This window comes from Psychrobacter sp. DWR1-2-3 (genome assembly GCF_049896465.1).
Taxonomy (GTDB): Bacteria; Pseudomonadota; Gammaproteobacteria; order Pseudomonadales; family Moraxellaceae; genus Psychrobacter; species Psychrobacter maritimus.
Map to the genome: position 1 here is coordinate 56,300 of NZ_JAFCUJ010000002.1, position 22,567 is coordinate 78,866.

General features: G+C 43.3%; 17 protein-coding genes, 1 tRNA gene and 1 pseudogene. 4 read left to right on the forward strand and 15 right to left on the reverse strand.

Annotated features, from left to right (window positions below):
• Positions 1-78: 78 nt before the first annotated feature.
• The 7 genes from ACP7AA_RS03505 to ACP7AA_RS03535 all read right to left on the reverse strand — a co-directional run bounded on the left by ACP7AA_RS03505 (position 79) and on the right by ACP7AA_RS03535 (position 10,873).
• A complete protein-coding gene (locus ACP7AA_RS03505) occupies positions 79-1,791 on the reverse strand; it encodes a multidrug ABC transporter permease/ATP-binding protein (RefSeq protein ID WP_426222677.1) in 1,713 nt (570 codons plus the stop codon).
• A gap of 153 nt (positions 1,792-1,944) precedes the next feature.
• Positions 1,945-4,131: a TonB-dependent receptor gene (locus ACP7AA_RS03510; RefSeq protein WP_426222678.1), complete on the reverse strand. Its 2,187-nt coding sequence runs from the start codon at positions 4,129-4,131 to the stop codon at positions 1,945-1,947.
• A gap of 295 nt (positions 4,132-4,426) precedes the next feature.
• Positions 4,427-6,400 (reverse strand): Fe(3+)-hydroxamate ABC transporter permease FhuB, encoded by a 1,974-nt coding sequence (fhuB, locus tag ACP7AA_RS03515; RefSeq protein WP_426222679.1) that lies wholly within the window; start codon positions 6,398-6,400, stop codon positions 4,427-4,429.
• A complete protein-coding gene (locus ACP7AA_RS03520; RefSeq protein WP_426222680.1) occupies positions 6,397-7,362 on the reverse strand; it encodes an ABC transporter substrate-binding protein in 966 nt (321 codons plus the stop codon). The genes fhuB and ACP7AA_RS03520 overlap by 4 nt, the downstream gene beginning before the upstream one ends.
• Positions 7,359-8,123 carry an ABC transporter ATP-binding protein gene (locus ACP7AA_RS03525; RefSeq protein ID WP_426222681.1) on the reverse strand — a complete coding sequence of 255 codons (765 nt, stop codon included), beginning with the start codon at positions 8,121-8,123 and terminating at the stop codon, positions 7,359-7,361. Before ACP7AA_RS03525 ends, ACP7AA_RS03520 begins: the two co-directional genes overlap by 4 nt.
• A gap of 89 nt (positions 8,124-8,212) precedes the next feature.
• Positions 8,213-9,382 carry a siderophore-interacting protein gene (locus ACP7AA_RS03530; RefSeq protein ID WP_192529858.1) on the reverse strand — a complete coding sequence of 390 codons (1,170 nt, stop codon included), beginning with the start codon at positions 9,380-9,382 and terminating at the stop codon, positions 8,213-8,215.
• Positions 9,383-9,937: 555 nt separating this feature from the next.
• A complete protein-coding gene (locus ACP7AA_RS03535) occupies positions 9,938-10,873 on the reverse strand; it encodes a LysR substrate-binding domain-containing protein (protein WP_426222682.1) in 936 nt (311 codons plus the stop codon).
• A 98-nt stretch (positions 10,874-10,971) separates the two neighbouring features.
• Here ACP7AA_RS03535 and ACP7AA_RS03540 point away from each other — a divergent pair, with 98 nt between their 5' ends.
• Positions 10,972-11,406, forward strand: coding sequence for a DMT family transporter (locus ACP7AA_RS03540; RefSeq protein ID WP_426222683.1), 435 nt, complete (start codon positions 10,972-10,974; stop codon positions 11,404-11,406).
• Positions 11,407-11,412: 6 nt separating this feature from the next.
• Complete coding sequence (locus tag ACP7AA_RS03545; RefSeq protein WP_426222684.1) at positions 11,413-11,874, forward strand: DMT family transporter; 462 nt, start codon at positions 11,413-11,415, stop codon at positions 11,872-11,874.
• Positions 11,875-11,921: 47 nt separating this feature from the next.
• Here the strand turns inward: ACP7AA_RS03545 and ACP7AA_RS03550 are convergent.
• The 3 genes and pseudogenes from ACP7AA_RS03550 to ACP7AA_RS03560 all read right to left on the reverse strand — a co-directional run.
• Positions 11,922-12,530, reverse strand: a pseudogene (locus tag ACP7AA_RS03550) (alpha/beta hydrolase); the annotation flags it as partial.
• A gap of 19 nt (positions 12,531-12,549) precedes the next feature.
• Positions 12,550-13,326: an IS3 family transposase gene (locus ACP7AA_RS03555; RefSeq protein WP_426222685.1), complete on the reverse strand. Its 777-nt coding sequence runs from the start codon at positions 13,324-13,326 to the stop codon at positions 12,550-12,552.
• 189 nt (positions 13,327-13,515) lie between these two features.
• The gene (locus ACP7AA_RS03560; RefSeq protein WP_426222686.1) at positions 13,516-13,647 is read right to left on the reverse strand and encodes a transposase; all 132 of its coding nucleotides are present in this window, start codon (positions 13,645-13,647) and stop codon (positions 13,516-13,518) included.
• A 255-nt stretch (positions 13,648-13,902) separates the two neighbouring features.
• Between ACP7AA_RS03560 and ACP7AA_RS03565 the strand changes: the two genes are divergently transcribed.
• Both ACP7AA_RS03565 and ACP7AA_RS03570 read left to right on the forward strand, forming a co-directional pair.
• A complete protein-coding gene (locus ACP7AA_RS03565) occupies positions 13,903-14,502 on the forward strand; it encodes a hypothetical protein (RefSeq protein WP_426222687.1) in 600 nt (199 codons plus the stop codon).
• A gap of 308 nt (positions 14,503-14,810) precedes the next feature.
• Positions 14,811-15,392 carry a M15 family metallopeptidase gene (locus ACP7AA_RS03570; protein WP_426222688.1) on the forward strand — a complete coding sequence of 194 codons (582 nt, stop codon included), beginning with the start codon at positions 14,811-14,813 and terminating at the stop codon, positions 15,390-15,392.
• Between the two features lie 573 nt (positions 15,393-15,965).
• On the opposite strand, the gene ACP7AA_RS03575 is transcribed toward ACP7AA_RS03570, so the two are convergent.
• From ACP7AA_RS03575 to ACP7AA_RS03595, 5 genes are all read right to left on the reverse strand, one after another.
• Positions 15,966-16,042: transfer RNA gene (locus tag ACP7AA_RS03575), tRNA-Ile, on the reverse strand.
• A 93-nt stretch (positions 16,043-16,135) separates the two neighbouring features.
• The gene (locus ACP7AA_RS03580; RefSeq protein WP_426222689.1) at positions 16,136-16,948 is read right to left on the reverse strand and encodes a pteridine reductase; all 813 of its coding nucleotides are present in this window, start codon (positions 16,946-16,948) and stop codon (positions 16,136-16,138) included.
• Positions 16,949-16,994: 46 nt separating this feature from the next.
• Entirely contained in the window at positions 16,995-18,239 is a 1,245-nt protein-coding gene (locus ACP7AA_RS03585; protein WP_426222690.1) for a tRNA nucleotidyltransferase, read from the reverse strand.
• A 161-nt stretch (positions 18,240-18,400) separates the two neighbouring features.
• Positions 18,401-20,722: an NADP-dependent malic enzyme gene (locus ACP7AA_RS03590; RefSeq protein ID WP_296173726.1), complete on the reverse strand. Its 2,322-nt coding sequence runs from the start codon at positions 20,720-20,722 to the stop codon at positions 18,401-18,403.
• Positions 20,723-21,063: 341 nt separating this feature from the next.
• Entirely contained in the window at positions 21,064-22,530 is a 1,467-nt protein-coding gene (locus ACP7AA_RS03595; protein ID WP_426222691.1) for a protein adenylyltransferase SelO, read from the reverse strand.
• Between the last annotated feature and the right edge of the window lie 37 nt (positions 22,531-22,567).

Genomic DNA, 22,567 nt, shown 5'->3' on the forward strand with positions numbered 1-22,567 from the left:
CTCCTGCTTGATATAGGTGTTACCTGGCAATGGTTATGCTTTGGTATCAGATATTTTAGTGATATGACTTATCATCAGTTACTCTAGCATAGCAATGGCGTCCGCACTGGCACGCTGGCGTTCTTCTGCATTTAACTCCGTCAGTTTTCCTTCTTTCATCATCAGCAAGCGGTCAGCATGCTCAAAATAACCGTCGTCATGACTGATAATAAACAGCGTTTTGCCCATAGCTCTTAATTCAGGAATCAGCGCTTGATAAAATACTCGGCGAAAAGCAGGGTCTTGGTCAGCGGCCCATTCATCGAGCAGCAGAAAGTCTTTTTGTTCGGCGACAGCGAGCAGCATAGCCAAGCGTTTGCGTTGTCCTTGTGACAGCTTGTCGGTAGACAGTCGATGGTCAGTTACCGTCACTTTATCTTGCAGGTTTAATTTATGCAGCCACTCGGTCACTAAAGACATATCAGGGTCATTGTCTTGACTGCCGATTAATTGTTTAAAAAGATGTTGATCGCTAAAAATGGCAGAAAATAGCTGCCGATAATGGCTATTATTGTCCGAATCAATCACCTGTTTGTCTACTTTTACAGCGCCTGTCGTAGGTGTAAAAATACCAGTAATTATTTTTGCAAGGGTAGACTTACCGCTACCATTAGAGCCTATCAAAAACACCACTTCGCCACGCCTCAAGGTGAGATTGACATTTTTTAAAATGTCATCAGTAAGCGACTTATTTTCAGTCACAGTTTCTTGTGTATTGTGGTTTATACCTTGATAGCGATAACTCACATTGTTCAGTGAGATGGTCTGCCAGTCATTTGCTGCTATATTGGTTAAAAATGCTGGTTGATAATCAGCAAGCGCCAACGTCTGTATTTTATCTAACGCGACTTGCGCCGTTTGTAAAGTTGGATAAGCGCCAACGGCTTGTAGCAGCGGCGATTGCATAAATAGAATGGTTAAAGAAAAAGTGGTGGCAACGCTCATGGGAATATTAAGATAGTTTGAGACCGCAAAGACGACACCAATCGCTGCAAACATCATAATGTTCGACCAATTCACTGCTGATAAGTGGAAGGTATCTGCTTTAATAACGCGCTCTTTATAAGACTGGGCGTGACTTAAAAAATCATTGGTATACAGCTTTTGCGCGCGGTGCTGATTAAGTGCAAGCTCTTTTCGCCCTTCGATAATAGATTGATAATCTTGATACAAAAGATCATTAATCTCCCTTAATTCTGTTAAATGCTTATAAACGTGCTTCACCAAAATGGTACTTATCCAAATCGTCATTACAATCCAAACCATGATGATCAGTAATAATGGCAATGACAACCAACTCAAGTATAAGGCGACTCCGCTAGATAAAATAATCCCCTGAACCAACTCTGGCATACGGACAAAAGCGACGGTAATCGATTGGATATCGGTAGACAAGCTGGCGAGTAGTTGGGCGTTCCCTAACTTGTCAATCTGCGGAACGTTGGTATCGATAATTTGTTTTACCAGCTTGGTTCTGAGCTCATACACAAATCTATGACCCAAGCGGGTTAGGGCATATTGTGATAAAAAAGTCGTGACTAATAGGAGAACGACTAACGCTGAAAAATAACCTAAACTTTGCCATGACAAGGTATTAAAAACAGGCTGACTGATAAAAGTGTGATTAATATAAGCAATAATACCCACACTGACCGCCGCATTGACTAAATTTAATAAGATAACTTTGAGAAAAGGCAGGCGATAATGCGACCAGATCATATGATATAGAGAGGCTGTAGCGCGAGAGGACATAAGGACTCAATAATAAAATGAATTTTGCATATTTTTAGATAGCACAAAAGGGAGTAGGTGGCGCCTAATCCCTTTTATTCAAACCCGATAATGATTCTATAACGACAGTTTATTCAGTATAGTCGTTTCATTGGCGAAGCTTAGCGTTAAAATTTAAAAGTCAAACGTCGCTGAAACTTTTAACGCAGTGGGTTCGCCCGCATTTAAATAACCAGCATCTGTATAACCACCGACTGACTGCCAATAATCTTCGCCCGTGACATTGGTTACCATGCCTTTTAAGGTAACATCTTGTCCGGCTAGCACGGTTTTATAGCGAGCACCAAGATCTAACGTCGTATAACCGTCAACTTTTAAGGTATTGGCATTATCGGCATAACGAGGGCCTGTATGAATGATATCACCTGTTAAGGTTAGTCCTTCGAGTGCCGCAACATCATATTCTAGATTGACATTGCTTTGTAAGGTAGGCAGACCGATGACTTTATTACCATCTAGCGCCGCATCACCGGTGTCTTTTTGTTTGGCACTTAAATAACTGACGCCCGCATTTAGGCGCATATTTTCGCTAGGGCTACCAAATACGGTCAGTTCTACGCCTTGGTGACGGTTTTTACCAGCAGATATAAAGGTGTTTGAAGCATCGATATAATCACGTGCGGCATCAGTGCGATATATCGCCAAACTACTGCCAATAAGCCCGTTGTCATACTTCACGCCAATTTCAGTTTGTTCGCTCACGTAAGGGTCCAAAGCTTGACCAGCATTGGTAACAGGAGCATTGTTATTTGTCTGAGGGGCTGTTTTTCCTGGCGCTAAGCTTTCGATATAGTTACCGTAGAACGACCAATCCATGTTTGGTTGATAGACAATACCGATACTTGGGGTCCACTCACTCTTATCATAATGAGCCGTTTCTGCCTGCGTGTTGGCATGATAGCTGGTGGTTTTTATATTCTGATGACGTACACCCAAGGTGGTTTTCAGTTTGTCATCGAACAGCGATATGGTGTCTGCTAGCGCAAAGCTTTGGAGTTGCTTTTCATTGGTTAGTTTTGGATTGTCTAAGTTGCCGCCAGAACCTGCCTTATTCGACCCGGTATTATCCCGATACTTAGTGGGATTATATAAGTTAGTAGGGCGTGCGCTATAAAAAGCATAAGCACCTTTTTCTTCTTGATCGTATATATCAGCTGCTAACACCCAATCATGACCAATTTTACCCGTTTGCAATTTACCACGCAGACCAATTTCAGCGCTTTGGACTTTATCTTCTCGAATATTATCAAATCGAGAGGTAGTGCCACTGCCATCATTATTAGTTACTGTGAGGTCTGATAAAGAATTGTCTTCATCACCACGTCGTATGCCGTAAGCACCATAAGCGGTGAGATTGTCATTAAAATCATATTCACCTCTGATGGTACCAAAGATATCTTTTTCATCTGAGTAGGTCCAAGGCTGCGCCCAATTTTTTGAGCCGTCTGGCGCTTTTGGTACACGAGAAACACCGCCAAGATTGACACTAGGGCGAGTCTCTTTGAGTTTGTTGTCCTGCCAGCCTAAATCTGCTGATAATCGGTATTGCTCACCCTTATAATCTAGCCCAAGCGCTGCCAATCCCAATGTTGAAGATTCATCATCGATGGCACTATCGCCATCTTGATAAGCGGCGTTAAAGCGCACGCCAAAAGCGTCCTCAGTGCCAAAACGGTCACTCACGTCGACGGCAATTTTACCTTGGTCACCTTGACCATAACCAAGCGTTAATTGGCGTAGGGGAGCATTACTAGCACGCTTTGGTAGTAGGTTAATCGTACCACCAGCATTTCCGCCACTGGGTGCTGCACCGTTTAGCATAGCAGATGCGCCGCGTTGAACTTCAACACGCTCGAATAGTTCGGTGGCGATATACTGTCTAGGCAATATACCGTATAGACCGTTAAACATCGTATCATCTGATGTGGTGATGAAACCGCGCATAAAGTAAGCTTCTTGAAAGTTGCCAAAGCCCCTTGCAACGCGAACAGTGGGGTCTTTTTTAAGCAGGTCGCCAACACTTTGGGCTTGTTGGTTGGCAATGTATTCGTTGGTATATGATGTGGTAGAAAATGGCGTATCCATAATATCTTGATTGCCTAAAATTCCTACACGGCTTCCCGTCGCAACTTGACCACCTTCATAAGCATCTGGCAATCCATCCGCTGACGCGTCAGCACTACTGGTCACCACAATCGTATCAAGCACCACGCTTGGAGTATCAGATTGGGTGTCGACCATTAAATCCGTTTGTGCCAATGCTGCTTGGCTTGCACCCAGTATGATGGCTGAGGTAGACAAACAAGAGTAACATACGGATTTTAATAACAGAGGATGAGACAAATTTGATGGGTTAAGGCGAAATAAAGCGGAGTATAAGCGAGACAGTTGCATCAATATTTCCAGCGCATAAGTTAAATGCTTATTATAATGATAATCATTTTCATTGCAATATATTGCTGCATTAATACTAAATATATTTGTGAGACTACAAAGGGTTGTCCATCAACCTTAAAGTGCTTGTGATAGTATTAATGAATCTCAGTCATATAATATTGTTTGAGAGTTAGCTAGTGTTTTTACCAATCTAGGCGGATTAAGCCTTAATACGCCGCATCAAATATAGGAAATATGCCCCGCCAATAATGGCAGCGATGGTGCCAGCAGGTATCTCATAGGGGAATATAAGATAGCGTCCAATCCAGTCTGCTATGACCATTAAGCCCGCGCCTAAGATAGCGGACAATTGAATTTGACGTTTGAGCTTCACCGCGCCTAATGTGCTGGCGAGGTGAGGAATCATCAGACCCACAAAACTGAGCGGACCCACTGCTAACGTTGATATCGTACTCAGTAATGCTACAAGAATGAGTACCAAGCTTTGATACAATCTCAAAGATACCCCAAGCTCACGGGCGATCCCACTACCTAGGCTCAATATCTCTAATGGTTTTATGACCATAAAGCTTAATAGGAAAAGTATAAAAGCCAATCCTACTAAAATCCATGCCGTTTCTGGACTGGCAAGATATGTAGAACCTGATAGCCAGCTTAAAACCGCTTGTAACCGTTGATCGCCAGATATTTTTACAAGGCTTAATAATCCGCCCATCAATGCGGCAATGGCCACACCAACTAATAATAAATAAGCCGGATTGATACGACGGGCAAGCCATAAGATCAAACTGAGCACGATAAAAGCACCCAATAATCCTGATAATATAATACCTGTATAGCCAAAACTGGGCAGGAAAACAAAGGCCAGTACCACTCCTATCGCTGAGCCTGAGCTAATACCGAGTACTTCAGGGCTGGCCATCGGGTTACGTGTCAAGGTTTGTAGCAGCACGCCAGCAGTTGCTAGCATTATGCCAGTGGCGGCTGCGCTTAACGTACGAGGCAATCTAATATCAACAATTAAATGTCCTAGCGTACTAAGCTGCCAGCCATTTGAAGTAGCCGTAAAGATAAGTACGCCTATGAGCAACAGTATTAAGGCGATACTCCAACCCATTAAGTGAGTGTCACGGCGTTCTGAAACCAAAGTCGGAATAACCTCATCGGTATGTTGACGACTTTGGCTCACGATTAACCATATCACCAATGGCGCACCAAGAATGGCCGTCATTGCATCAGCGGGGATATTTAGGCTTAAATAATGTTGTAACAGCGTCGTAGCATTACTGGTGATCCATAACAACAATGCTCCAAATACATAACCTAATAGCAAACGGTAACCAATACGCCTTACTGAAAACACATTCACCAGTGTAGCAGCCCCTAAGCCAATAAAACCAATAGGCCCCACGCGACTGACGACAAGGGCGGTCAGTATTGCCACCAATCCTACTACCAAACCACGAATGAGATTGATAGGAACGCCCAAGCTTTTGGCTTGCCTATCATCTAAGCTCATTATTTCTAATGGTTTTAATAAAGGCATTAAGCTAATAAAGGCGACCACACTAGCGGTGCTTAATACGGCAGATACTTGCCAGTTATTCTGCGTGAGACTGCCCGCCGCCCACACCATGACGTTTAAGGTTTCTTCAGCATAATAAATCAATAATAAAGCAGTAATAGCGCCCAATAAAATATTGGTCACCAGTCCACCTAGTACCAATACCAAAGGATTCATGCGACTAGGCGCAGCTAGAAGAAAAACAATCGCCATACTACCAAGTGCGCCAACAAAGGCGACCCAGAAACTTCCCCCTAACGCCAAACTAGGCAGGAATAACGTGACAATGAGTAGTGCCATGTTTGCACCGCTACCGACTGCCAATGTTGTGTCTGAGGCCAGAGTATTTTTTACCAGCTGTTGTAATAAAATACTGACCAATCCTAAAAGACCACCAGCGGTTAATGCTACCAACATGGTCGGTAGGATTTGTAGCTGGATACTCATGTCCGAAAGCGATAGCTCAAATGAGGGTATGAATAATTCTAAAAAAGGCAGGTGCCAAAGTTGATGTACGACTGCATAACTGCTCACTACTGCTAGCAGCATTAAGAAAACGACTATCATATAAATACGGTTAGCAGACAAAAAATTATTTTTATTCATCATAAATCGGTATTGCCTACAAAAGTGACATTCGTTAAGCGATCGGCTAAAACATTCATAGAAGCCACGCCACTATTGTTCCATGTCGCAGGCAGTAAGGTGATACAACGGCCTTTTTTGCTAGATGCATGCTCTTGATCAAAGGAATAACCCAAGCGCTGCCACACTAAGCTGTCTTCTAATTCAAGTTTGAGAAGGTCACTAAGAGGTTCAACGACCACAAGGCAAGTATCGGCATCAAGCTGCGCTAAGTCTCCTAGCATAATGGGCGTAAACCCCCATTGATTGCCATCTGCCAATGCCACTAGCTGTAGTCCCATCGTCTCTAAAGCAGGTTGAAACAAGCTATTATACGAAAACATACGCAAATTATTGGTGTCGGCAAATTGCACGACAGCCAATTTTTTGACATGAGGATAACGCGCATGAAAAGTCTGTCCCGCTTGTAAGATTTGTTTCTTACTGGTGTCTAAATAATCTTGCGCGGCTTGCGGTTTATTGATAGATCGGCCCAATTCTAACGTGGGTTCTATAAAGTCCTCCCACTTTGCAATTTTGTTAGGACTGGTCAATTCAATAGAGTGGATAGGCAAATCGCCGTACATAGGACGCAGGTGCGCATAAAAATCGTTGTCTATGACCAAATCCAAATCTAACTGAGAGAACATTTCAGGGTTGGGCTGATAGCGTGTTCCTACGTCGAGAGTTGTATCAGGTATAAGAGGCTTACCGACCCATTCTCTATAGAAAGGTTTATCGCCCATAGCAACTGGTGGGTATCCCATGGCAGTCAGCGTCGCCGCAATACCCCAATCGGGCGTCATGACTTTAGGCGTTTTTTGACTGTTTTTAGGCGACAGAGCTTGTGGCGCTTGTGAGGTGGCGTCAGACGACTGGCAACTGCTTAACAATAAACTTGAGCATAATGCCACACATAGCCCGAACGAAAAGGTGCGCGCTTTCATATAACTGCGACTTTATGAGTAGTGGTAGGATGGGTTAGTAGGGTAAAGTCGACACCAAATATCGAGCGCAGTACATCCTTTTCCATGGTGTGTTTGACATCATTCATATGGCACAGCTTGCCTTGTTTTAGGGCGATAAATTCATCACAAAACCTTGCTGCTAGATTTAGGTCGTGCAGGATAATCACAACACCTAAGCCTTGCTCATCGACCAATTGACGAATCAGTTTTAACACTTCTATTTGATAGACCACATCCAGCGCTGCTAGTGGCTCATCCAATAGAAGATACTTTGTTTGCTGGGCAAGGCACATCGCCAGCCAGACGCGCGCACGCTCACCACCTGACAACGTCGATACTTGGCGATCTCTAAAGGCGTCAACTTGAGTGAGGGCGATGGCTTTTTCTACTTGTTGTCGGTCGTTGGCAGTCGGCTTTTGCAGCCATTTTTGATGAGGGTATCTGCCCAACATCACAAGCTCATAGACCGTAAAAGCACCCGCATCAGGTAGATTTTGCGGTAAATAGGCAAGATGCGTGGCCAGTCTTTTAGCGGAAAAACTACGCAAATCTTGACGTTCTATTTCAATACCACCTTGCGTGGGCGTCATCTCTCCTGCCATAGCCTTTATAAGGCTGGATTTACCGGAACCATTATGCCCAATGAGGGCATAAAGTTTATTTGGTTCGATGATAAAAGAAGTCGGGTGAAGCAAAACTTTTTTTTGACGTATTAAGCTTAAATTATTGATGTGCATCATAGTGAGCAGTCGAAAGTAAATGGGGCATTTTAAAGAAAAGTAGCTAGTTAATGCAAATGATTTTCATTTTATTTATGAATATACGGCAGTTATTGAGCGCGCCAATAGACTTTTATGACCATATCTTGACGAGATAGACCAAGGGTTGCTTTTAATTGTTTTCTTAATGACTTGATGTCCGCCGCTTCAAGCGCACCCCATACCTTGCCAATCTTAAGAGGCAATGTCATTAATCTTGCATTTAGTAAGCTCATGATTTGTTCAGGAATTTCGGTTGTTGGCGTCTTAATGATATGAAGTAGATTGTCTTGTAGAAAACACTCATCATGACCTAAGCACGGCCAAAGGTTTAGAGTATGTAAATAACTGATGTCTTTTGGATCTTCAGTAATAGCAATGACAAGGGGTGGTAACGGATTTTGCCAGTTCTCTAATAGATTGGCGACTGTAGGTAGAGAGGTTTCATCACATATTAATAAGCATTGACCCTCATTGAGGTGTTCTGTTTTCTCAGGATAGTCGCGCACCGTTTTTATTGGCATACCGCAAGCGAGAGAACGTGCCCAATTGCCACCTGGTGTGTCGCCATGGATATAAACATCTATCCAAGCTTGAACAGACAAGCTGATTGGATCTTGCCATGCTTTTCGCAGGGTGTAGTAGCGCTGTAAAGGCTTATCGTTATTACTTGATTCATCATTTAGGGTGGAGAAAACGTCAGAGTTTAACTCAAATAAATAAGCATACCCGGGATGATTGAGTGGCGTACTATCGGGTGCTGTGACCATCAGTCGATACATATTAGAACTGACATAATAACTATCAATCACGCTAAAGTATTGTTCTTGAAGTTTGATTGTACGCTTACCAAGCTTAGTAGCGGATGACTGCAATAACGCTATATATTGTTCATGTAGTGTCTCAGCGTCGCTAATAGGCACAAAAAAGTTGATAAAGTATTGATGATTAATACTAGAAATGTTTTCAGCGAGGCTGTTATCTGTAGAACTGCTATCTTTTAACGCATTAGAGTTATTTTGATAGCGATTCATCGTCATAACATCTAACAGAAGACCGTCAGGATACAGTTCTGTTATTGATACTATATCGTACTCGCCGACTGAGGCAGAGGTAAAGGCATTGATAAACATCGCAAGTTCATCTTGATGCTCTTCATTGAGATGATGAATGAACATGGCTTTATCAGCAATGGCTAATGGTGTTTTATCGGTATCATAACGAGTAAGCGTTTCAGCCATAAAGGGTCATCCAAGCCAAAAAATCATATAACGGTTACTTCATATAACCGTCAAATAGATAGCATCTGAAAATATAAGGATGTTACTGATAATCATTAACATCTAGATTATTATTACGTTAATTTGATTGTATGTCAACGTATTTATAATCATAAGCGGGCTATTGTCATAGGATTATTGACATTTTTCTTTCAATGATAAGCGATGGTGATGATTATTTCTGAAATAATACGAATCTTTAAAAGCGTGTTTAGCCGAGTTAAAGTCAGAGATTGGGAGGTTAAGGAGCGGTCTAAATGTTTATTTTAAATTCCCATGAAGTCGCAGTTACCACTGAGTCATCAGGATAGTTTATTTTATTCAAACGTACGCGCGCATAGCTATTGCCTTGCCAAATCAGATTATAATCTAGTCTGGTAATCCAAAAAACATCCCGATTTTTCCACACTGAATAATCTGATTAGAAATACTTCTGAATGGGTGTAATGACATCTTTGTATTTCACCTTTTTGTCATAAAATTCATAGATGCTTATTACCTTTAAATTATCACTTTTTAATTGAGCTTCCAATAAAGAGGCGTGCCATAAACCTTGGCAAAATAATCAATTAGCGTTCTTACATTTAGAGAAATGTGACGAGTATGAGGATAGAGAGCAGCGACATGCTGAGGTGTGGTTTTGACTGCCGTACTATAATTAGGCAATAGCTTAATAAGCTCACCACTCTTCAAGTACTCACCGATAAGCCAATCTGGAAAAAGCACGATTCCCATTCCTTTGAGTGCAGATACCAATAAAGATTCTGCATTATTAGACATCAATAAAGCAGGCGCTAAGAATGGCGTCCAATCTTCATTTCCTGTTTTAAAAAGCCAACGATTGGGTCCTGTTGAGCCCTTATACACTAGGCATTTATGATGCGTCAGATCTGCTGGCACTTGCAATTTACCATGTGTGCTTATATACGCCGGAGAAGCGGCAAGATGATAGGTTTGCTCACCAAAAATACGCGCATGAAAGGCTGAGTCATTTAAAGTACCGATTCTAAAAATAACGTCTGTTGCGTAATGATGAGGATCAATAAAGTCATCCGTTAACGTCAAATCTATCTGTAATCTAGGATATTGAGCACTAAGCTGCGGCAGCCAAGGTGCGATATGGCGTTGTCCAAAAAAAATAGGGGCGTTGATTCTGATTAAACCACCTGGTTCTAAAGTCCTGTCTTGAAGTTCCTGTTGTGCCGCATTCATGCTTTCAGTCATGGATTTTGCATAGCGCATAAACACATGTCCCGCTTCAGTCGGAATGACGGCACGTGTATTGCGATGAAAAAGCTGTTGCCCTAAAGAGTCTTCTAGCTGTTTGATAATACGAGACACTTTAGAAGCTGACACACCTTCTTTTCGCGCCACTACAGAAAAACTCTGAGCGTCAAAAACCTCTATAAAAAATAATAGAGTTTTTATGTTGATGCTATCCACTGTATTCATTTGTGCAACTTATGCAAAGGTTATTTCTATATTATAGCGTTTTTTAATGGGTATAGGCTGCGGTACACTACGCCGCATTGCTCATTGAGGATTATTACATGCAAATTTTATTAATACTTATTGTTGTTTTAGGGGGCATGGGGTTATCTGTTGAAGCGGGATTACTTGGACCTTTAGGAAATGAGGTAGGCGAGCTGTGGGCAACGTTGAGTATTTTTGGCGTTGGCGCTGCTCTGACATTCTTTTTGATGTTGTTTTTTAGTCCGCGAGACAGCCCTTCCTTTTTCTCACAGCCGCCTTTACTGCTGGTTGGTGGTATTTTAGGGCCTGTTTATGTTGTGGTATTAACCGTGGTCACGCCTGTCATTGGCATTGCGCTGACGATGATTGGGGTATTGGCTGGGCAAGTTTTTCAGAGTTTACTCATAGATCATTATGGTTTGTTCGAAACTATGGAGCGAAAAATAGACAGCAAACGCATTATCGCTTTATTTTTTATTATTGCTGCACTTATCTTTATGGCACAGGGGTAAAAAATAATGCTTATTTTAATGATTGTATTATCGATGATTGGCGGCGCAGCTTTAAGTGTTCAAGCGGCATTAAATGGTCGCCTTGGCGGCAACGTCGGGGTGTTTAAAAGTGCTTTTTTAACCTTTTCTGTGGGTGCGGTTGTGACCGCTTTGCTTATTTTCTTTTTTGAACCAAGTCATACTGTGACTTTGATGGATGTGCCTAAGTGGCAGCTGCTTGGTGCTTTATGCGGCGTTCCTTATATCGTCATTATGGTGGTTGCGGTCCAACGTATTGGTACTGCTGTGGCAACGGTAGCGGTTATTTTTGGTCAGCTGAGTATGAGTGTACTGATCGATAATTTTGGCTGGTTGGGTAACGAGGCGATTAGCCTTTCAATCAGTAGAATGGCGGCATTGGCTTGCTTAGCTATTGCACTTTATTTTATTTATGCCAGTAGTAAGTCTGAGCCTAAAGAGGCTCAGTAGTTCATATATATTGATTATAACTAGACATATTTTTCACTTTGTAGCTATTAAGAACTGGGTGTATTACTGCTGAACCTTTTTATAATGATAGTCGCACACTGTTCAGGTGCTTCCATTGGCAGAAGATGTCCATTGTCTGATAACTCAATGATGCGTTCAACAGGGACGAGATCTTCCCAAAATTTACGAACCTCATTGCTAATGAATATGGAAGGTTTGCCAATGATAATGGTGTAGGGTACATCAAAGTCATTGAGCTCTTTTAAAGCGTCATTGACAAAAGGAGTGTCAAAGTAGCTTGCCAACTCTTGCTTAGGGGCGAACAGTAAGGTGTATTGCTCTTGCTCATTTTGGACAAGACTGTTTTTTGCAAAAGTATAAAGATGATCGTCATTGATACGCTTGAATGCGCGATGCGCCCGTAGATAGTCGTAGTATAACTCAATACTCTCCCAGTTCGTCTGCTTGGCTAACGTGCTTTTGAACGGTTCTTGACCAATCTTTAAGTCGTCAGGCGCAGCGTTCATCATGAGGGTTTGCGATTTGGTAAAAGTCACAGGCTCTATCAAGTAAATCTCTGAGAACAGCTCTGGACGTTTGGCTGCGGCGATGGCAGTGGCGGTAGCACCTTGAGAATGTCCAATACCGACGATAGGCTTATCCTGTAGTGGTCAACTAATTTAGGACACCTGATAAGAGGTTTTTATTAAAGTAGCGTTTCTCTTTTTCTAGCGGTGTTAAATAATTGTTGAAAGTATGCGGTCTCACGGTTTGATAATAGCCCCAGATATAATCAGCAATGGCGCTTTTAACCTCATCGATATTCTCATAACCACCTTTTGGCATCCATTCTGTTTTAAAGCTTCTAAAGAATCGTTCGGTTGGGGCATTATCCCAACAGTTTCCGCGACGGCTCATACTTTGCGTCATACCATTACAACTTGCTAAGGATTCAGCAAACTTCTTACTGGTGTAATGGGTTCCCTGATCAGAGTGAAACAGCACATTACTTGGTTTTAGGCGCGTCTCATATGCCATCTGCAGCGCTTTGGTTGTCAGCATACTGTCAGGCGAATCTGATACAGCAAATCCCACCACACGCCGAGCATATAAATCTAAAACGACAGCTAAATAGCACCAGCCACCTTTAATGCGAATATAAGTGACATCACCCGTCCAGACTTGATTGGGCGCTGATGGGCTAAAGTCTCTATTTAAAATATTTTTATGTGTTTTATGTGCCTCGTCAGCGTGCTTGTATTTGTGCGTCTTCAATTGACAGCTTTTAAGCCTCATCTGCGCCATAAGCTTACCTACCACATAACGTGACAGCTTAATGTTATGCTCATTCATTAGTATGGCGGCAATGCTGCGAGCGCCTGCTGATTGCTTCGAGTCGTTAAATATTTGGCGTATTAAGGCTTTTATTGACCTGTTTGTCTTGCTCTGCAAGCTGACTGATTAGCGATAGCCGTTCAGGCTGTCCAAGGCTAGCAGAGCGGAAGCCTTTTTTAGAATGTCACGTTCCATAGTCAGCCGCTTAACTTGTTTGCGCAATTCTTGAAGCTCGCGCTGTTCATCCGTTAAAGCGTTGCCAACCTTAGGTGCTTCGCCATTTATTTCTTGACGGTACTGACTCAGTCATTTCTGCAAGGTGGATTTACCTATCCCTAAGGAATCGGCCACGTCAGGTATGGTGCGGTTGTGATCAGTGACTAAGCTAATGGCTTCTAATTTGAATTCTCGGGTATATTGATTGCGTTTGGTGGTCATACTATTTTCCTTCTTTGGGTTAGTATAAACCTCTTATGCGCTGTCCAAGTTTATTATGCCACTACACTCAATGAGTGGTTTTTTTATTACCAAAATTTAGGAGAGACAATGCTAAAAATTAAAATAGCGCGGCTATGGTGGGCGTGTCTCATTGCTATAGCCGTCAAAAACTAGCCACTCATTGAGTGGTTTTTTTATATTCAAAATTTGAGGAAAGGTGATGCAAATTAAACAAACACAAGGCGCGGAGGGTGTATGCAACAGGACATGGCGATTGCAACACTAAAAAATCTAGCTCTATCAGGCTCAGGAACGATAGCGGCAGCGGCAAGTATTGGCCAACAATTAAACGTGCCACACGTTTATCTCAACCTACAATTACCGTATTGGGTTTTCCTATTGTCGATGGTGTTACTAAACTTCGTCGGTGCATTTTTTGCACTTAAAATCGATTATATACAAGCAAACGGCAGTGCGATAAGTAACTTTTTTACCGCCGTTATTGTCGGTCTTATTCTATCGTTTATTGTGATACCGACTATTAGTCCAACGTCGGGCGTTGGTTTGATGCAGATTGCGGCGTTTATATCAGGATTATGCGGCACAATTCTTTTGCGAGTAGCTATCAATATCCTAAATCGTCAAGACTTGCAAGAAGCACTCGTTGATCTAATTGTGAGTAATAGCATTAAACTTGCAAAAACCGTGGTCGAATTGGCGGTTGAGCATACTTCAAAATTTGTGACTATTTTACTAACCACTATCGTTGCATCGTTTGTCATTGTGCCAAGCATCAATGACAGGATTAATAATGAATCGCCACAAGCTCAGGTAGCAGAGGTGTCGGATGATTAATGTTATTAGCTACATTATACCGTTTCTTGGTTTGATTATATGCCTTGTCACTATCTTTACTCGCAAGATTGATACTAAATGCTCAATCAGGGTGAGCAAGATGTGCTTGTGGATGGCGATATGGACAATCGTGCTTTTCCACGATTATCCCTATGATGCGCTAAAGGCAGTCTCAATCATGGTGGTCAGGCTATGTATGTTAGCGGTTAATACCTTGTATATCATCGAGGCGCTGCGACCAAAGCGCAAAAAATTCAATCAGTATTAAATACCGCCCCTTTTTAGGGGCTTTTTTTGGAGCTAAATAAATGCAAGAATCCACTATTAAAAATCTACAGGCCACAATGAAGCTACACGGCTTTTATGGTGGTGAGGTAGATAGTAATTGGGGCAATCAAGCTCATGCTGGATTTTACGCGATGGCTGAGGCTGCGATACATTGCAAAGCGCATAGCGATAAAGACGTAGTGAGCGATGAAAGCAAGCCCGTTGAGTCGACAGGTAACTTTAAGTTATCTGCAAAATCACTTGACCGGTTAAAAGGTTTGCACCCTGATATTGTAAAAGTCGTTAAGCGAGCAATTGAAATAACCGGTTCTGATTTTTCAGTCGGCGAAGGTTTGCGCTCAATCACTCGGCAAAAAGAGCTATTTAAGCAAGGCGCCACCAAGACCATGAACAGCCGCCACTTAACCGGTCATGCTGTGGACCTATTTGCACTTGATGAAGATGGCAAGGTCACGTGGGATTGGAAGTATTATTATCCGCTTGCTGCAGCAGTGAAAAAAGCAGCAGAAGACGTTGGCGTTAGCATTGAATGGGGCGGTGATTGGTCTAAGTTCAAAGACGGTCCGCATTATCAGTTGCCGTGGTCAAAATACCCGAAATAAAGAAAAGCCCACTCGCATTAACGAATGGGCTGTTTTTTTATGCCTAAAATTTGACATGAAAAAGCCGCTATCAATTATCTTATAGCGGCTAATTTCTATGCGTCTCGTGCGTTATTCGATTAACTCACATGGTGGATTATAACCTTAAGATGAGCCATGCGTTAATTGCCATTGTTTTTTTATGCAGCACACCGATGGCTGGCGCTGACTACTTATCTGTAAAGACAGACCCAGTAGTTGGGCTTCACTGTACTGTAGCTAGCATCATCCTTATAAGTAATGAATATTACGATTGGATTACAGTAAGCTCAAATCTAATTCCATCAGCTTTTTTTTTGCCAAAAATTTGGTACCGGTGGTCATACTCTAATTAATACGCTTTTATTGAATGACTAGCAATGTCTAAATTACACCTCAATGTCTAAAATCCAACTATCAAGGATTCCTCGGTAGTTGCTCTAAATATCTCAATAGCGATTACTATCTTATTACTTTTTGCTACCTGACAGAAAATAGCAGGCAATAAAAAAGACCTCCAATCTCTTGAAAGTCTTTAATGGTATAGCTTTTATTTGGTGGGCCCAGTAGGACTTGAACCTACGACCAAAGGATTATGAGTCCTCTGCTCTAACCAACTGAGCTATGGGCCCTAACGTTAGACGCACAATGATACCTGATTTTTCTAGATTTTCAAGTAAAAGATAGGAACTAATACAGATATTTTTAAGGAATGCCATTTTCTATCAAATATGACCACCAGCCAATGTCAGGCTGCGACCGCCATCTACGGTAATTATCTCACCAGTGACGTAACTGGCGTGCGCTAGATAAAGCACACTATGCGCAATCTCGTAAGGTCTGCCTATCCGCTGCATAGGAATAGAGTTGATGATGTTTTTTTGCTGTTGCGGGTCAAGCGCTTGGTCGCCATCTGCTTCTGGTAAGATGTTCACGCCAGGAGCGACGCCATTGACGCGTACATCAGGTGCCATATCAAGCGCCAGAGACTGTACCATCATGCGATGCGCCGCCTTTGCCATATTGTAGACGGCATAATTTTTAAAAGGTCTGTTATGCGCATGGATATCAAGCAGGCTGATAATACAGCCCTGCTGTGTCCGTAGATAAGGATATAACGCTTGGCTTAATAATAAAGGCGCTTTGGCGTTGGTTAAAAATAACTCATCCCATTGCTCAAGATTGATATGACCAAGCAGACTTGGATAAAAGCGTGAGGCGTTGTGTACTAGGATATTGAGTTGCCCAAATGCTTGCATGATATTTTGAGTAAATTGCTGTAGCGTCTCGCTATTATTAACAACCGCCAAATCTGCAAGAACGACGACCGCGCTATCAGGACGACTGTTATTCAGCGCATCGGCTAGGGCATTGGCTTCTTGCTCACTATGATGACAATGGATAATGACACGGTAGCCTTGCTCATGGGCGGCACAAACAATAGACGCACCGATGCGCTTAGCGCCACCAGTTACTAGCATGACTGGCGCTGAGGTATTAGAATCTTTTGGTTGGCTTAAGCTAAATTCTTGGTTCATATTAAAGGTATTTTTATTATCTAAATTGCTGGTTGAAAGCGCTGGTTTACAAGACAGGTTGTGCTTGTAAATGCTCAATTCTACGTTGTCGTAATGCTTCGCCAATCGCTGGACCTTTGAGGCTTTGGTCGATGTCGTCCATGCCGATTGCGTGAAAGCTGCCCAATGCCAGCATCATTTGGCGGTGCTGTATGGCCAGTTTTAAAACATGGCTTGTGACCAAGAGCTGCGAGAGTTTGTCCGGCGCTTTATGAGCGCTACAAGCTTGAATAAGATCGATTTTCTCGGCGGCGCGCAGTTGGTCTATAATGCTAAGCTTTTGTGCTTGCTGCACAAATAAGGTGGCAAATTGGGTTTGCGCTTTTGGCACTTTTGCGCTGTTTCCAATCTCATTAATGCCTTTAACCGCAGTTGCTATGTTATTTGATGCTGTGTCATTTGATGCTGTATTATCTGATTCTATGTTATCTGAATTTGAGTCTGTAGGTTTCAGAGCAAATGAATCTGTGTTGAGACTGGCCATTAATAATGCCCAGCGCTGCGATAAGTTTAATTGCATTTGACCGGCGAAATACAATGCGGTTTGTACAATCTCTCGTATTTGACCGTATTGAGCATGGCTCCAAACTTGATGTAGCGGGGTAAAATACTCTGTTAGCGCCCCAATCTCAAACAGCTGCTGCCAATATACTTGCGGCGACACTTGCATCATGGCACGGCTCGATTCTTGCCAAATGCGTTCACTACTTAAATGCGCAAGCTCGCCTGAGCGTACCAATTGACGCATCAATAGCAAGGTTTCATCGGCGATACCAAAGCCCAAATCATAGTAGCGTCCATAAAAGCGAGCAGTTCGCAGTACTCGTAATGGGTCTTCGCTAAAAGCGCTTGAGACATGGCGTAGGGTTTTGCTTTTAATGTCCTGCAATCCACCGTAGTAATCAACGACTTTACCAGTGATGGGCGTGTCATCGGTAAGACTCTTGACTTCGATTGCCATGGCATTGACAGTCAAATCACGACGTTGCAAGTCTTCACGTAAGGTGACATCAGGGCTGGCATGCACGCTAAAGCCTTGATAGCCCAGACCTTGTTTGCGCTCCGTACGTGCTAGGGCATATTCTTCACGGCTAACAGGGTGCAAAAATACCGGAAAGTCTGCGCCCACTTGTTGGAAACCTGCCGCCAGCATATCTGCGACAGTCGCGCCGACGACGACAAAATCTTTGTCTTTGATAGGACGACCTAACAGTTGGTCACGGACAGCGCCGCCGACGAGATACACTTGCATAATAGTCTCTTTTTTTATCCAGTATTTACTAAGTCGTTTTGCCAAAAAAAACCAGTCAACACTCGCTTAGGAGTATTAACTGGTTTTAGTATAGCAGACGGCTTCTATAATTAACTAACAGAAGACCGTCTTAGTAAGTCGTTTATACGCTGTATAAATGACTACTGCTGTTCACTTTCTAAATCTTGAGCTTCAGTGACCGCAAGCGCTGTCATATTCACCACACGGCGTGCCGTTGCTGATGGGGTTAGGATATGCACAGGCTTGTTAGCGCCTAGCAAAATAGGACCGATAGAGGCACTGCTGGTCGCCGTTTTTAGTAGGTTGAAAGCAATGTTTGCTGCATCAAGCGTTGGCAAGATAAGTAAGTTTGCTGAGCCTTTTAGGTTGCTTGATGGCAAGTCATTGGCACGGATATGTTCATCAAGTGCCGCATCACCTTGCATTTCACCATCGAAGTCAAAGTCGACATTCATTTCTGTCAGCAGCTGATGTACTTTGCGCATTTTTACCGCGCTGGCACGGTCTGATGTACCGAAGTTTGAATGCGAAACCAACGCTACACGTGGCGTGATGCTAAAGCGACGTAACTGATCAGCTGCCAGTACCGTCATTTCAGCCAATTGCTCAGCCGTTGGGTCTTCATGGATATAAGTATCGGCAATAAAAATATTGCGATCTTGCATCAAGACAGCATTCATCGCATAAAAATCACTGACGCCTTCTTTTTTACCGATGACTCTGCTGACGTATTTTAGATGGAGCTGATAGTAGCTGAATGTGCCACAAATCATACCATCGGCATCGCCATTTTCAACCAGTAACGCCCCGATTAAAGAGGTCTTACGACGAACATCACGGCGAGCAAGTTCGATGCTGACGCCATTACGTTTGTTTTTCTCGTAGTAGCCCTGCCAGTAGTCTTTATAGCGTGGATCATCATCTTGATTGATAATCGTGATGTTTTCACCATCTTTTAGGCGTAGTGCAAGTTTCTCGATGTTCTTTTCGATGACGGCAGGACGACCAACCAAGATTGGATATGCCAACTGCTCATCGACCACCACTTGTACCGCTAGCAAGACGTTGCTGTCTTCGCCTTCACAGTAAACAATACGTTTAGGGTCAGCTTTCGCGCGGGCAAAGATAGGCTTCATGACAAACGCTGAGTTATAAACAAACTCAGACAAGCGTTGACGGTAGGCTTTCATATCCGTGATAGGTAGCGTCGCAACCCCAGAATCCATCGCCGCTTTAGCAACAGCAGAAGCAATTTCGATGATTAAGTTCGGCTCCAAAGGTCCTGGAATCAAATATTCGCGTCCAAAGCTTGGCGTGCTTTCAACGTTTTTCACGTTGCTCATTGGCGTGGCTTCAACATGCGCCATGGCGGCGATTGCTTTTACGCAAGCAATTTTCATCTCTTCATTAACGGTCGTTGCCCCAACGTCTAACGCACCGCGGAAGATATAAGGGAAGCATAAAGCGTTGTTTACTTGGTTGGGATAATCTGAGCGACCTGTTGCCATGATGACGTCTGGACGTACCGCATGGGCCAATTCTGGCATAATCTCAGGCGTTGGATTGGCAAGGGCAAAGACGATAGGGTCTTTTGCCATACGGCGAACCATGTCTTCGGTCAATGTACCAGGCATAGACAAGCCTAAGAACATATCGACATCATCCATCACTTCTTCGATGGTAGAGGCGGTGGTATCACGGGCATAACGCTGCTTAGTCTCATCAAGGTTTTCACGGCTAGTGGTGATGATACCGCGTGAGTCTGATACCAAGATGTTGTTTTTATCAACACCAAGCGCACAAATGATATCCAAACAAGATATAGCGGCTGCACCAGCGCCTGAACAAACGACTTTAATTTCTTCAATTTTTTTGCCAGTGATGAGCAAAGCGTTTAGCATCGCTGCGGCAACAATGATTGACGTACCATGTTGGTCATCGTGGAATACTGGAATGTTCATACGTTTACGTAATTCGCGCTCGATTTTGAAACATTCTGGTGCTTTGATGTCTTCTAAGTTAATACCACCAAAAGTAGGCTCTAAAGAGGCAACCGCTTCGATGAACTTGTCTGGATCGTTTTGAGCAATTTCAATATCAAAAACGTCAATACCAGCGAATTTTTTGAATAGAACCCCTTTACCTTCCATCACAGGCTTTGATGCCAATGGACCAATATTCCCTAAACCAAGTACCGCAGTACCGTTGGTAATCACACCGACCAAGTTGCTACGAGCAGTATATTTAGCTGCTAAAGCTGGATCTCTTTGAATCTCAAGACAAGGTATCGCAACCCCTGGTGAGTAGGCGAGCGCCAGATCACGTTGGTTGGCCAATTGCTTGATAGGTGTTACTGAGATTTTACCCGGGCGTGGGAACTCATGGTAATGTAGGGCAGCTTGTTCAAACTGCTCTTTTTCCGTGGTAGGAGCATCCGTATTCAAAGTGATATCGTCATTCATAATAATTGCCATGGTTGGGATAATTGGAATAAAGTAAATGGGATAAAAAACTAACGTCTAAACCTCAAAACCATGAAAGATGACAATGAGGGTGCTTTTATACTAAAAAGGTCATGATTGGCGACTAGACATCAGGGTAAAAACAACAATCGTACAAAAACAGCTATTCTAGCATTATTGGCATTTAACTGCCTAGTCAGCTCGACTGAATAGTGCGAGCAATATAATAAAATGATATTCATTATTTCGCTGGTTGATGATGACAAATAATAGGGCGAAATATCAACCCTAATTGCATCATGTTTCAAAATATTACAGAATAGCCGCTTACTCGTATTTTATTAAGAAGAGCAACTGATCGGCATCTGCGGCGCATGCGGAGCAGGTGGTAAGGTATCAAGTTCGGTGGCGATGTCTTGTACGCTATAAGGGGTAGCAAGCAATTCAAAGACTCGATTTAACTCATCAAACTGTCCTTGTTCCGCCGCCGTGATAACGCGCTGCGCCATACTATTACGTAACACATAAACCGGATTATTGCTGCGCATCTCCTCAATAGATGCCTCGCTAGATAACGGCTGTAGCGCTGCCAAATACCGTGTTGACCAATCTTGCCAGACTTGCTGCGCCTCATTATTAAACTCAGCAGTCATTATTGTGAGCAGCTGCTGTTCATGAGGATGCTCGTTTGGTGCGACCAAACCCAATAGCGCGCGGAAACTATTGCTATAGTCGAGTAAGTTATCTTCTAGCAATGTCAGCCATTCAAAGGCAAGGGTTAAGCTCTCTTTGGCGTGTGGCAATCCCAGCTTACGGCACAGCCCTTGTTGATAATGCTGCATAAAAGTCGCTTCATACGGCGCTAGGCAATCAGCCAAGGTATCGCGTGTGACACCCTCTAGGCGCATAAAGTGCGGTAGCCAAATATTTAAGTTCCAATGCCCAATGGCAGGCTGATTTTGATAAGCATAGCGTCCGGTATGGTCGGAGTGATTGTTAATCCAAGCAGGATTAAAACGCTCCATAAAACCAAACGGACCAAAGTCTAAGGTGCTGCCAGTAATCGATAAGTTATCGGTATTCATCACCCCATGTGCAAAGCCAATCAGCTGCCAGTCCGCAATCATACGTGCGGTACGCTCAACTACGGCTTGTAAAAATGCCAAGACTGGCGTCTCGCTATCACGGCATTCTGGATAGTAAGTATCAATCATATAGTCGGTAAACTCGCCGAGCAGGTCAGGTGCAAAGCTGGCAATCCACTCAACATGACCGAAGCGAATGTGACTGTCAGCAACGCGCATCAATGCTGCTCCAGCTTCCAGTCGTTCGCGGCGCACTTTGGTATCAGAAACCACAAAGCCCAAGGCATTGGACGAGGGGATGCCAAGTTGGGTCAGCGCATGACCGCATAAATATTCGCGGATGGTACTACGCAGTACCGCGCGCCCATCGCCCATCCGTGAGTAAGGGGTTAGACCAGCGCCCTTTAGATGTAAATCTTGCAATTGGTCGTTATTATCGAGTACTTGTGCCATGAGTAAACCACGGCCATCGCCCAATTGTCCCGCCCATTGTCCAAACTGATGACCAGCATAGGCCATCGATAGCGGCTGAAACTGAGCTGGCACGTATTGACCACCCAATATCTCAACCCAACGCGCCATCAGCTCATCGTCATCGAGCCAGCCTAATTGTTTGGCAACTTCGGTGTTAAAATGACCAGCGCGCGGATTGTCGAGCGGTGTCGGTGGCTGCTCATGATAAAGGCGGGTGTCTAATTTGACATAAGTATTTTGATAGCGCATAGCTGCCGTTCCAATATAGGGGAGTAGATTAATAAGG

What these genes read in the sequence shown, in the direction of transcription:
- ACP7AA_RS03505 (WP_426222677.1), bottom strand. Translation starts at nt 1,791, where the DNA reads ATGTCCTCTCGCGCTACAGCCTCTCTATATCATATGATCTGGTCGCAT.
- fhuB (WP_426222679.1), bottom strand. Translation starts at nt 6,400, where the DNA reads ATGATGAATAAAAATAATTTTTTGTCTGCTAACCGTATTTATATGATA.
- ACP7AA_RS03520 (WP_426222680.1), bottom strand. Translation starts at nt 7,362, where the DNA reads ATGAAAGCGCGCACCTTTTCGTTCGGGCTATGTGTGGCATTATGCTCA.
- ACP7AA_RS03525 (WP_426222681.1), bottom strand. Translation starts at nt 8,123, where the DNA reads ATGATGCACATCAATAATTTAAGCTTAATACGTCAAAAAAAAGTTTTG.
- ACP7AA_RS03530 (WP_192529858.1), bottom strand. Translation starts at nt 9,382, where the DNA reads ATGGCTGAAACGCTTACTCGTTATGATACCGATAAAACACCATTAGCC.
- ACP7AA_RS03535 (WP_426222682.1), bottom strand. Translation starts at nt 10,873, where the DNA reads ATGAATACAGTGGATAGCATCAACATAAAAACTCTATTATTTTTTATA.
- ACP7AA_RS03540 (WP_426222683.1), top strand. Translation starts at nt 10,972, where the DNA reads ATGCAAATTTTATTAATACTTATTGTTGTTTTAGGGGGCATGGGGTTA.
- ACP7AA_RS03545 (WP_426222684.1), top strand. Translation starts at nt 11,413, where the DNA reads ATGCTTATTTTAATGATTGTATTATCGATGATTGGCGGCGCAGCTTTA.
- ACP7AA_RS03560 (WP_426222686.1), bottom strand. Translation starts at nt 13,647, where the DNA reads ATGACCACCAAACGCAATCAATATACCCGAGAATTCAAATTAGAAGCC.
- ACP7AA_RS03565 (WP_426222687.1), top strand. Translation starts at nt 13,903, where the DNA reads ATGCAACAGGACATGGCGATTGCAACACTAAAAAATCTAGCTCTATCA.
- ACP7AA_RS03570 (WP_426222688.1), top strand. Translation starts at nt 14,811, where the DNA reads ATGCAAGAATCCACTATTAAAAATCTACAGGCCACAATGAAGCTACAC.
- ACP7AA_RS03580 (WP_426222689.1), bottom strand. Translation starts at nt 16,948, where the DNA reads ATGAACCAAGAATTTAGCTTAAGCCAACCAAAAGATTCTAATACCTCA.
- ACP7AA_RS03585 (WP_426222690.1), bottom strand. Translation starts at nt 18,239, where the DNA reads ATGCAAGTGTATCTCGTCGGCGGCGCTGTCCGTGACCAACTGTTAGGT.
- ACP7AA_RS03590 (WP_296173726.1), bottom strand. Translation starts at nt 20,722, where the DNA reads ATGAATGACGATATCACTTTGAATACGGATGCTCCTACCACGGAAAAA.
- ACP7AA_RS03595 (WP_426222691.1), bottom strand. Translation starts at nt 22,530, where the DNA reads ATGCGCTATCAAAATACTTATGTCAAATTAGACACCCGCCTTTATCAT.